This window comes from Mesorhizobium sp. M7A.F.Ca.US.006.04.2.1 (genome assembly GCF_004022915.1).
In the GTDB taxonomy this organism is placed as follows: domain Bacteria; phylum Pseudomonadota; class Alphaproteobacteria; order Rhizobiales; family Rhizobiaceae; genus Mesorhizobium; species Mesorhizobium ciceri.
The window spans coordinates 1-10362 of sequence record NZ_RZQA01000123.1 but is presented as its reverse complement, the minus strand read 5'-3'; the positions used below and the strand labels follow the sequence as shown (position 1 = coordinate 10362).

Annotated in this window: 13 protein-coding genes and 1 pseudogene; 6 read left to right on the top strand and 8 right to left on the bottom strand. The window is 64.4% G+C overall.

The features are described from left to right. Positions 1-6: 6 nt before the first annotated feature. Positions 7-606 carry a F0F1 ATP synthase subunit B gene (locus EN925_RS09450; protein ID WP_013532842.1) on the top strand — a complete coding sequence of 200 codons (600 nt, stop codon included), beginning with the start codon at positions 7-9 and terminating at the stop codon, positions 604-606. Positions 607-616: 10 nt separating this feature from the next. Continuing rightward, a complete protein-coding gene (locus tag EN925_RS09445; RefSeq protein ID WP_013532841.1) occupies positions 617-1108 on the top strand; it encodes a F0F1 ATP synthase subunit B in 492 nt (163 codons plus the stop codon). 275 nt (positions 1109-1383) lie between these two features. Here the strand turns inward: EN925_RS09445 and EN925_RS09440 are convergent, their stop codons facing one another. Further along, positions 1384-2085 (bottom strand): ribonuclease HII, encoded by a 702-nt coding sequence (locus EN925_RS09440; protein WP_027164182.1) that lies wholly within the window; start codon positions 2083-2085, stop codon positions 1384-1386. Between the two features lie 152 nt (positions 2086-2237). Beyond that, positions 2238-3392 carry a PA0069 family radical SAM protein gene (locus EN925_RS09435; protein WP_023808673.1) on the bottom strand — a complete coding sequence of 385 codons (1155 nt, stop codon included), beginning with the start codon at positions 3390-3392 and terminating at the stop codon, positions 2238-2240. 148 nt (positions 3393-3540) lie between these two features. On the opposite strand from EN925_RS09435, the gene EN925_RS09430 reads away from it, so the two are divergent. Beyond that, the gene (locus EN925_RS09430) at positions 3541-4065 is read left to right on the top strand and encodes a glycosyltransferase (RefSeq protein WP_013532838.1); all 525 of its coding nucleotides are present in this window, start codon (positions 3541-3543) and stop codon (positions 4063-4065) included. Between the two features lie 143 nt (positions 4066-4208). Next, complete coding sequence (locus EN925_RS09425) at positions 4209-5183, top strand: hypothetical protein (protein ID WP_127368987.1); 975 nt, start codon at positions 4209-4211, stop codon at positions 5181-5183. A gap of 20 nt (positions 5184-5203) precedes the next feature. Here the strand turns inward: EN925_RS09425 and moaB are convergent, their stop codons facing one another. From moaB to EN925_RS09395, 6 genes are all read right to left on the bottom strand, one after another. After that, complete coding sequence (gene moaB / locus EN925_RS09420) at positions 5204-5758, bottom strand: molybdenum cofactor biosynthesis protein B (protein WP_013532836.1); 555 nt, start codon at positions 5756-5758, stop codon at positions 5204-5206. Continuing rightward, a complete protein-coding gene (locus EN925_RS09415) occupies positions 5745-6644 on the bottom strand; it encodes a 4-(cytidine 5'-diphospho)-2-C-methyl-D-erythritol kinase (RefSeq protein WP_024502638.1) in 900 nt (299 codons plus the stop codon). Before EN925_RS09415 ends, moaB begins: the two co-directional genes overlap by 14 nt. 20 nt (positions 6645-6664) lie before the next feature. Then, positions 6665-6850: a membrane protein gene (locus tag EN925_RS09410; protein WP_013532834.1), complete on the bottom strand. Its 186-nt coding sequence runs from the start codon at positions 6848-6850 to the stop codon at positions 6665-6667. A gap of 83 nt (positions 6851-6933) precedes the next feature. Beyond that, complete coding sequence (locus EN925_RS09405) at positions 6934-7797, bottom strand: S49 family peptidase (protein ID WP_127368988.1); 864 nt, start codon at positions 7795-7797, stop codon at positions 6934-6936. A 79-nt stretch (positions 7798-7876) separates the two neighbouring features. Then, positions 7877-8677, bottom strand: a complete 801-nt coding sequence (locus EN925_RS09400; RefSeq protein ID WP_024502640.1) for a methyltransferase — start codon at positions 8675-8677, stop codon at positions 7877-7879. Beyond that, positions 8677-8901, bottom strand: coding sequence for a DUF2007 domain-containing protein (locus EN925_RS09395; protein ID WP_013532831.1), 225 nt, complete (start codon positions 8899-8901; stop codon positions 8677-8679). Before EN925_RS09395 ends, EN925_RS09400 begins: the two co-directional genes overlap by 1 nt. Before the next feature lie 201 nt (positions 8902-9102). On the opposite strand from EN925_RS09395, the gene EN925_RS09390 reads away from it, so the two are divergent. Beyond that, on the top strand, positions 9103-10119 hold the full coding sequence (locus EN925_RS09390) for a polyprenyl synthetase family protein (RefSeq protein WP_013532830.1): 1017 nt from the start codon (positions 9103-9105) through the stop codon (positions 10117-10119). 105 nt (positions 10120-10224) lie between these two features. Next, positions 10225-10362 (top strand): annotated as a pseudogene (locus tag EN925_RS09385) (GntR family transcriptional regulator); the annotation flags it as partial.

Sequence of the window (10362 nt, the reverse complement as noted above, 5' to 3'; positions counted from 1 at the left end):
TAGTCCATGTTCGTGACATCTGCCTTTGCGCAAGAGTCCGCGCCATCAGCCGATACCAGCCACGCTGCGACGGAAGGCGACACGCATTCCGGCACCAGCGTGCCTGCTGAAGCGCATGGCACGTTTCCGCCATTCGATCCGGCGACGTTCCCGTCGCAGCTTCTGTGGCTGGCGATCACCTTCGGGCTGTTCTATCTCTTCCTGAAGCGGGTGGTGATGCCGCGCGTCGGCGGCATCATCGATGTCCGCAACGATCGCATCACGCAGGACCTCGACCAGGCGGCCAGGTTGAAGGGCGAGGCCGACGCCGCCGTTGCTGCCTACGAGCAGGAACTGGCGGAAGCCAAGACCAAGGCCAACGCCATCGGCCAGCAGGCCAACGACGCTGCCAAGGCCGAGGCCGACACCGCTCGCAAGAAGGTCGAGGCTGCGCTCGACGCGAAGCTTGGCGAAGCCGAAGCCCGCATTTCTTCCATCAAGGCCAATGCCATGAAGGAAGTCGGCAGCATCGCCGAGGACACCGCTTCGGCGATCGTCGAGGCTCTGGTTGGCGGCAAGGCCAGCAAGGCCGAGATCGCGGCCGCGGTCAAATCCGTGGCCCGGTGAGGAGCGCATCATGGATTACACATCTCTCGCGACGCTCTGGGCCACGATAGCCCTGATCATCTTCCTCGGCGTTGCCGTCTACATCAAGGTGCCTGGCATGATCGCCAAGGCGCTCGACGCCCGTGCCGCCAGGATCAGCAATGAACTGGACGAAGCGCGCCGGCTGCGCGAGGAGGCCCAGCAGCTGCTCGGCCAGTACCAGCGCAAGCGCAAGGAAGCCGAGCAGGAGGCCGCCGACATCGTCGCTGCCGCCAAGCGCGAAGCCGACATGCTTGCCGCCGACGCGCATAAGAAGACCGAGGACTATGTCGTCAGGCGCACCGCGCTTGCCGAACAGAAGATCGGTCAGGCCGAGCGTGATGCCATCAGCGAAGTGCGCGCCAGCGCCGTCGACATCGCCGTCGAGGCAGCACGCGCGCTGCTTGCCGGCAAGATCGACGCCAAGGCCGGTGCAGATCTGTTCAAGGCTTCGCTCGCGGACGTGAAGTCGAAGCTGAATTAGGCGGTTCGTCTAGCCAGTCATCGAAAGCCGCCCGGGCAACCCGGCGGCTTTTTTGTTGCGGCGCTGAAGCTGCCAATCTCCCCCCTCGTGGGGGAGATGCCCGGCAGGGCAGAGGGGGGGCGTGAAGGAACGCTAACCTTTGTTGTCCTAAGGTCTATCGGGACAAGCCTGAGGGCATAACTGCAATCGATTGAGAGGCCGGCGGGACAGCGCCCCCCTCTCTCCTACCGGACATCTCCCCCACAAGGGGGAGATTGGCTTGTCGTCGTCGTCGCTCAATCCAGCCCGGCGAAGCTCTCTTCTTCCACCACGTCCACCTCGGCCCCACCCAGCCGGAATGGCGCAAACGACACGCGGTGCAGCCGCGCCACCGGGCCATGCGCTTCGATCGCGGTGCGATGGCGAACCGTGGCGTAGCCCATATGGACTTCGAACCCGTAGCGGTCGTGATGGTTGCCGCAGCCGCACATCATGCGGTCGCGCATCACCTTGGCGACGATCGAGGCGGCGGCGATCGACTGCGAACGCTGGTCGCCCTTGATCAGCGCGCGCCCTTCACAAGGCAGTCCCGGCGGCACGTCGCGTCCATCGGCAAGCGCAAGCTTCGGCCGGACCGACAGCCCTACCAGCGCGCGCCGCATGGCTTCCAGGCTTGCCTTGAGGATGTTGCTGCCGTCGATGCCCTCGGCGCTGATGGAGGCCATCGAGACCGCCTGTGCGGAGCCGAGAATGCGCAGGAACAGGGCCTCACGCTGCAAATGGCTGAGGCGTTTGGAATCGTCGAGGCCGTCGGGAATGTTGGCGGGATCGAGCACCACCGCTGCGGCGACCACCGGCCCGGCCAGGGGGCCGCGGCCTGCCTCGTCCATCCCGGCGACCGGCCACAGGCCCTCCGCCATCGCCTTCGTCTCGAAGGAGAAGTCGGGCTTCTCGATGATCTCAAAGAGAGGCGGAGAATCAGAACGCGCGCGAGCCATGTTGCGGCGAGGTTCGCATCGGCTCCGATTCTCCGCAAGTCCCTCCGGGTCGGGTGGGGCGCCGGACCGGGAGGGCACCGTCTGCAGGCCGGGGCAGGCCGGACGGGATTCTTGGTGCGCGACGGATCAAACCATCGCGACGAATTGTCTCTTCAAAGCAGCGTCAGTTGCACCTGGTCTTTCCCGGCGGCAACGAACTGATCGGTCCGCAGCGTGCGCCGTTCGGCATTGAGACCAAGCCGCTTGGCTGTGATCTCGAAGCGCCGGCCGATCTGCCAGGCATAGGGACCGGCGCCCTTCATGCGCTTGCCCCATTCCGAATCGTAGTCCTTGCCGTCACGCATGGAGCGGACCAGCGACATCACATGGCGGTAACGGTCGGGATAATGGCGCAGCAGCCAGTCCTTGAAGATCGGGCTGACCTCCAGCGGCAGCCGCAGGATCACATAACCCGCCTCGCGCGCGCCGGCCGCACGTGCCGAATCGAGGATGCGTTCCATCTCCGGATCGGTCAGGCCCGGAATGATCGGCGCCACCATGACCGACGCCGGAATGCCGGCATCCGAAAGCTGCCGGATCGCTTCCAGCCGCTTGGTCGGTGTCGACGCGCGCGGCTCCATGGTGCGCGCCAGCATGCGGTCGAGCGTCGTCACCGACAGCGCCACCTTGGCTAGCCCGCGTTCGGCCATGCGCGACAGGATATCGATATCGCGCGTCACCAGGGCGGACTTTGTCACGATGCCGACCGGATGGCCGCGCGCTTCCAGCACTTCGAGGATTTCGCGCATGATCCGGTATTGCTTCTCGATCGGCTGGTAGGGGTCGGTGTTGGTGCCGATGGCGATGGTGCGCGGCTGATAGCTGTCCTTCGAAAGCTCCTTGTCGAGCAAGCGCGCCGCATCAGGTTTGGCGAACAGCTTCGATTCGAAATCCAGACCCGGCGACAGGCCCATGAACGCGTGCGTCGGGCGGGCAAAGCAATAGACGCAGCCATGCTCGCAGCCGCGATAAGGGTTGATGGAACGGTCGAAGGAAATGTCGGGCGATTCGTTGCGGGTGATGATGGTGCGCGGCTTCTCGACCTGCACTTCGGTCTTGAAGGGGGGCAGTTCTTCCAGCGAATTCCAGCCATCGTCGAACACGTGCCGGCTGACTGGCTCGAATCGGCCGGACGGGTTGATGCCGGCCGACCTGCCGCGGTTGCGGTCCGGGCGGACACGCATGCCGCTCTGCTCGACCATCGCATTGGCCATCTCGGCTCTTCCTGCTCCGAAAGCTGCAATGTCGGCGCGCACGATCTGTTCCATTTTCGCCCGCTCCCAGGGACTGTCCGTGTTGTGTCGAATCGCTCTGTTCATGAAATTATTCCTATTTCATCGACGAGAACAAAGCAAGAACTTTCTATGTGCGATGCAAAACTGGCGCTGTGCGGCGCTTTCCGCTATTCGGCTAAGGATGCTCAGTGTTCTCATCGAAACCCGCAATGACGAGGAGGGCCTCGCCCGCACGCTCGCCTCGCTGATTGGCGGCGCGGTCGAAGGCGTGGTGCGTGAAGTTATCGTCTGCGACACAGGCTCCACCGACCAGACGCATCGTGTGGCCGAGCATGCCGGCTGTCAGTACGTGACCGGCGGTGTCGCTGCCGGCATCCGCCAGGCCAAGGGGGATTGGTTGCTGCTCCTGGAACCGGGCGCGCGGTTGGTGGAGGGCTGGATCGATGAGGTTGTCGCGCATACGGCCAGGCAGACCATGGCGGCACGGTTTTCGCGCACGCGGGCCAGCCGCACGCCATTCCTGGCACGGGTCTTTTCGGGAAACCGCGCCCTGGCCGACGGATTGCTGATCAGCAAGCGTCAGGCGGCGGCCGCGGCCAAGAGTGCCGGCAGTGCTGAGGCCATCGCCCGCGGCCTCGCAACGAAGCGGCTCGACGCCGAGATCTGGATGGCGCCCGCCAAGCAGGAACGCCGCTCCTCGACATGATTTTTTGCAGCTGCTCAGGCCATTGTGCATTGCACAAAATCTGACGCGGGGTTAGCTTCCGTTCAAGCGGGAATTGGGTTTGGGACATGCCGAGTGGCGAGCACCGATGCGGCATCGGTGGTGCTCTCATAGCCGAGGACCCAATGAAGCTTTCAACCCCCGACACATCCGGCGCGGCCAGTCTCGAGGCTATTGCGCGCGACGGCAGTCTGTTGCGACGCATCGCGGTGCGCATTCCGACCTATCTCAAGGACCTGCGCGAAAACCCCGCCTGGCTGCCGATGTTCGTGCTGGCGCGCACAATGCCTGGACGCCGCATGCATTGGCTGGGCGCAAAACGCGCCCGCCCGGTCGCCAATGCCGGGGATACGATGTTTGCCGGTGTCGAACGGGGAGCGGTCGTCGATGCGTTGCGCTCCGACGGGCTGTTCTCAGGCTTGGTCCTGCCGCCTGATATCCATGAAGAGATCGCCGACTTCGCCGGGCGCACGCCTTGCTTCGGCAATTTCGACCGCCGTCTCGAATTCATGCCGGGGGAACATGCCGAGGCCGAGAAACGCCTTGGCCGCTCGCTGCTCAGCGGGCATTTTTTCGAGCGCATCCTCGACTGCCCGGCGGCGCTTGCCATCCAGCGCGATCCGCTGCTTCTGGATATTGCCGCGCACTATCTCGGCGGCCAGGCAAAACTGATCACGACGCGCGTCTGGTGGAGTTTTCCAACCGGTGCCGCTTCGGATGCCGACAAGAACCTCGCCTCGCTCGGCAAGTATCATTTCGACCTCGATGATTGGCGCATGCTGAAATTCTTCTTCTACCTCAAGCCGGTCGACACCGACACCGGTCCGCATGTCTATGTCAGGGGCAGCCACAAGCGCCGCAGCCTCAAGCACCAGCTCACGCTTCTGGTTGGCCACCCCGCGCAACAGGTCCTGGATGTCTATGGCGAGCAGAGCCCGGTGACGCTGACCGGCGAGGCCGGTCTCGGTTTCGTCGAGGACCCTTTTGGCTTCCATATGGGCACCGTGCCGGCACGCACGCCGCGACTGATGATGGAAGTCGGCTTCGGCGTCTCGCCGCCGTCGCGCCGGCGGTTTCATGGCGAGCCGGTCATCCGCTGAGAGCGACGCTTGCCTCGGCTTTACGGAGCTGATTTGCCGCGCCGCAAATGCTCGTCCAGGCGCGGCATGATCTCGACGAAGTTGCACGGCATATGCCGGTAGTCGAGCTGTGCCTTCAGGATGCCGTCCCACGCGTCCTTGCAGGCGCCTGGCGAACCCGGCAGCACGAAGACGAAGGTGGCGTTGACGATGCCGCCGGTCGCCCGGCTCTGGATCGTCGAGGTGCCGATCTTGTCGTAGGAGATCCGGTGGAACACTTCCGAAAAGCCATCCATGCGCTTTTCGAAGATCGGCTCCAGCGCGTCCGGCGTCACGTCACGGCCGGTGAAACCGGTGCCGCCGGTGGTGATGACGACATCGATATTCTTGTCCCGCGACCACGCCAGAACCGTGTCGCGGATTTTTTCCCGATCGTCGGTGACGATATCGCGGGCCGCCAGCATATGGCCGGCCTCGGTGATGCGGTCGGCCAGCGTCTGGCCGGATTTGTCGTCGGCGAGGCTGCGCGTATCTGAAACGGTCAGCACCGCGATGCGCACGGGAATGAAGGAGCGGCTCTCGTCAATTCTGGCCATCCGATCCCTCCGATGCGATGCTGCGCGTCGCCGCGACGAACCAGTCGGGCTGGCGGCCGCGGATTTCGGCGGCGGCGCGCTTGGCGACATTGCCGGTCTCGAACAGGCCGAAGCAGGTGGCGCCGGACCCGGACATCCGTGAAAAACCCGATCCGGCCTTGTTCAGCCAGGAAAGCGCCCTGCCGATAGCCGGCTGCATCGCCAGCGCGGCGGGCTCGAGATCGTTGCGGGTGATCTCCAGCCAGTTGCGCAGGCTATGAAAATCGATGCTGCGCGGCAGCGGCGGCAAGGCCTCATTGTCGCGCCGGGAAAGCGCCGCAAAGACGTCCGCCGTCGAGACCGGGGTGCCCGGATTGACCAGCACCAGGCCAAGCGCCGAAAAATCCGGCACCATCGACAGTTCATCTCCGATGCCGCGCGCGACCAGCGGCTTTGCCGCCAGGCACATCGGCACATCGGCGCCGAGCGAAATGCCGATCCGCGCCAGCTCTGCGCCGTCTATATCCAGGCCCCATGTCTCCACCAGCCCGCGCAGCACGGTCGCCGCGTCGCTCGAACCGCCGCCGACGCCGGAGGCGACCGGCAGGTTCTTTTCCAGCCGGATAGCGACCGGCGGTGTTCTCTCGTGCCCGACCGCCTGTCGCAGGGCATCGCGCGCCCTAGGCACCAGATTGCTGGCGTCGAGAGGAACAGCCGGGGCGTAGCGGCCGGACACGGTAAATTCATCGCTATCGGCAGGCGCAATTTCGACCCTGTCGCCAAACCGCGTGAACACCGCCAGGCTTTCGATCAGATGATAGCCGTCAGGTCGCCTGCCGGTGACATGCAGCGCAAGATTGATCTTGGCGTGCGCGTGCCAGCTACGCGACCCGATGTCGGTGTCCACAATGGTCTGCGAAATGGTGCTCAGTCCTTGGCCAGCCGGTACTCGCCGGTCTTCGGATCCTTGACCAAAGTGCCCATCGCGCCGTTGGCCGTCTGCTTTTCGGTACGCCGCACCTTGGCGGTCACGCGTTCGGCTTCCCTAATGAAGGTGCGGTAGCCGAAATAGGCGGCGACGCCAACGACGGCGAAGAAAATGATCTGCGGCATGCCAAAACTCCTCCCACGCTGGGACGGCGAAGGCGGCCGGTCGGGTCGGTTAAGCTCTCATGCTAGACGCTTTTGCCGGGTTTTCAAAGCCCGAAGCGAGACCACAATGCGCGCTCTTCCGCCGCATCGACCACGCCGCTGGCGGCGGCGGCTGCGATATCGGGCGCTGAAAAGCCCTTGCTTGAGCCAAACAGGCCGAAGCGGCTGAGGAAACCGCGCGGTGTCGTGATCAGCCTGAGCTGGGTTTTCGCCCCGAAACGGGTCTTGAGCACCGTGCGCATGTCGCCGAGCGCATCGACCAGGCCGAGTTCAAGGCCCTTGATGCCGGTCCAGAACAGGCCTGTGAACAGGTCCGGGTCGTCTTTCAGTTTCGCGCCGCGCCGCTCCTTGACGAGGTCGATGAACGTGCCGTGCACCTCGAGCTGCAGCGCCTTCAGCCGCTCGACATCTTCCTTTTTCTCGGGCTTGAACGGGTCGAGCACCGCCTTGTTCTGGCCGGCGGTGTGGACGCGTCGCTCGATGCCGATCTTCTTCATCAGTTCCGGGAAGCCGAACGAAGCCGAGACCACGCCGATCGACCCGACGATGGAGGATGGGTCGGCGAAGATCTCATCACCGGCAACCGCGATCATGTAGCCACCCGACGCCGCCACGTCTTCGACGAAGACCAGTACCTTTCTGTTCTTTTCCGTGGCCAGGTCACGGATGCGCTTGAAGATCAGCCGCGACTGCACCGGCGAGCCGCCGGGCGAATTGATCGAGATGGCGACTGCCGGGGCGTCGTAGGAAAACGCCTTCTCGATGAGGCCAGCGGTGGAGGCCAGCGACAGGCTCGGCCGGAACTGGCCACCGCCTGCCATGATGGTGCCGTGCAGCCGGATGACCGGAATGGTGACGACGGTGGAGCGCCAGGATTTCGGCAGCAGGCGGTTGATAAGGCGTTTCACGAGGGCGTGGTCTCCGGTCGATAGGTTGCAGGCATGTAGGGATTTCCCGGCCAACGGCAATGTGGCCAGGCAGAATAGCTCAATCTCCGAACAGCGAGGCGAGGCCGTTGGTGATCATTTCGCTGCGCTCGTCGGGGCCGTTGCCTGATTGCGCGTGCAGCATCAGGGGCGGGCGGATGGCAAGCTTTCCCCGTGTCCCGAGCGCTGCCCGCACAACGATGCGGATTGCCGCGGCGTCTGGGCGAGGGTGGACGGCGAGCATTTCGGCATCGCCGAAGCGCCCTGCGATCGCATCGAGAATGGCGCCGAGCTGTTCGGGGCGGGCGATCACGGCAAGCCCGCCGCGCGGCCTGACCACCGCCGCCGCACTGCGGATCCAGCTCTCGAACACCCCGTCCTCCATGACATGGGCCTCTTTTCTGAGGCGATCGGGGGAGGCGCGGTCCCGGGGAGCGTTGAAGGGCGGGTTCATGATGACGAAGTCGAAATCATTGTCGGCGAGGCCGGCGGCCGCCCGCGCCCGGCCCGATACGGTGACATCGGCGACCAGCACGGAGGCGCGATCGCTCAGATGGGCATTGCCGGGATGGGCAAGAGTGGCTGCCGCGAAGGCCGCCATTTCCGGCGCGCGTTCGACAAGCACCGCCTCGGCGGCCGGGCAGCGCGACAGCACCGCCAGGCCGGCGGCCCCGGCACCGGCACCGAAATCGGCGAGACGACCGGCAAGGGAGGACGGCACGGATGCCGCCAGCATCATCGCATCCATGCCGGCGCGATGACCGCCTTGCTTGGGCTGCACCAGCCAGAATCGGCCGCGATGGAAAGCGTCGACCGTATGGGCCGGCGTGTCCGGGACAAGGGCGGCGGGCGCGGCGGACATTATCTTCCGCGGATTTCGTTGGCGATGCCGGCATCCGTCAGGATGCGCCGTGCCGCGTCGGCCTGGTCGGCGTCGACCATGACGCGCTTCTGCAAAAGACCGATCGACCCTTCGAGAATGCTCATATTCTGGTCGGCGACAAAGCAGGCAATGCCGGCGTCGCGCATCAGCGATTCGACAAAGGAAATGATCACGGCATCGTTGGTGCGGACTAGTTCTATCATTGTATGAAACTCGCAGTTTGCGCTATTGATGTAAACGGGTAGGGGATTCCGGGGCAGAGCCGTTCCCTTGGGGGTCGTTGACATTCTGTCGCCGCCGCCGCGCCAATTCGCCACTTGCCGTGCCCATGTCCGCCGCCCTAGAGTCCATACAGGGACTAAGGGTGCCGTCGCACGCTCTATACCAAGACGGGAGTGATTGTCGTGGGTGTCGTTCTCAACATCGAAAACGGGAAGCGGGAGCCCGCCTCCATCAAGGATCTGATCGATCTGACTGCCGCCGATATGGGGCGCGTCAATGAATTGATCCTGTCCAAGGCCGGCTCCGACGTCGAGATGATCCCGGAGGTCGCCAACCATCTGATCTCGTCCGGCGGCAAACGGCTGCGGCCGATGCTGACGCTGGCCGCAGCCCAGATGTTCGGCTATGCCGGCGAGGGCCACGTCAAGCTCGCCACCTCCGTCGAATTCATGCACACCGCGACGCTTCTGCACGACGATGTCGTCGACGAGAGCGGCATGCGCCGCGGCAAGAAGACCGCCCGCATGATCTGGGGCAACCAGGCAAGCGTTCTGGTCGGCGACTTCCTGCTCGGCCAGGCCTTCCGCATGATGGTCGATGTCGGCTCGCTCGAAGCGCTCGATATCCTGTCGAGTGCGGCCTCCATCATCGCCGAGGGCGAGGTCATGCAGCTCGCCGCCGCCAAGAACCTCGAAACCACCGAGGACGAGCATTTCGCCGTCATCAAGGCCAAGACCGCCGCACTTTTTTCGGCGGCTGCCGAGGTCGGCCCGGTCATCGCCCAGGCGACGCGCAACGATCGCGCCGCGCTGCGCTCCTATGGCATGAATCTCGGCCTGGCCTTCCAGCTGATCGACGACGCGCTGGACTATGGCGGCACCAGCAAGGATCTGGGCAAGAATGTCGGCGACGATTTCCGCGAGGGCAAGGTGACGCTTCCGGTCATTCTCGCCTATCGGCGCGGCACCAAGGCCGAGCGCACCTTCTGGAAGCGCGCCATCGAGGACAATGTCGCCGATGACGCCGGCCTGGAAAAGGCGACCGGCCTGATGACCCGCCACGGCGCCATTGCCGACACGATCGGACGCGCGCGCCATTTCGGCGAGATTGCCCGCGACGCGCTGGCGCCGCTCGAAGCGACGCCGCAGAAATCGGCGCTGATCGACGTCATCGATTTCTGCATCAGCCGGGTCAACTAAAGGCTGGACTTTCGCGACGCTATCTCTGGCCTGCGCTAAGAGGAAGTTTAGGAATTCGGTCCCGCCGTCTCGACAAGCCGCCCTGCCGCAAATTATCTATAAAACATGGCAAAGGGCACAGACGACACCATCGCGGTGCGCATCAGCAAGGTTCTGGCGGACCGCATCATTTCCGGTGCGATCGAGCCGGGGGCCAGGCTTCGGCAGGATCACATCGCCGAGGAATTCCAAACCAGCCATGTT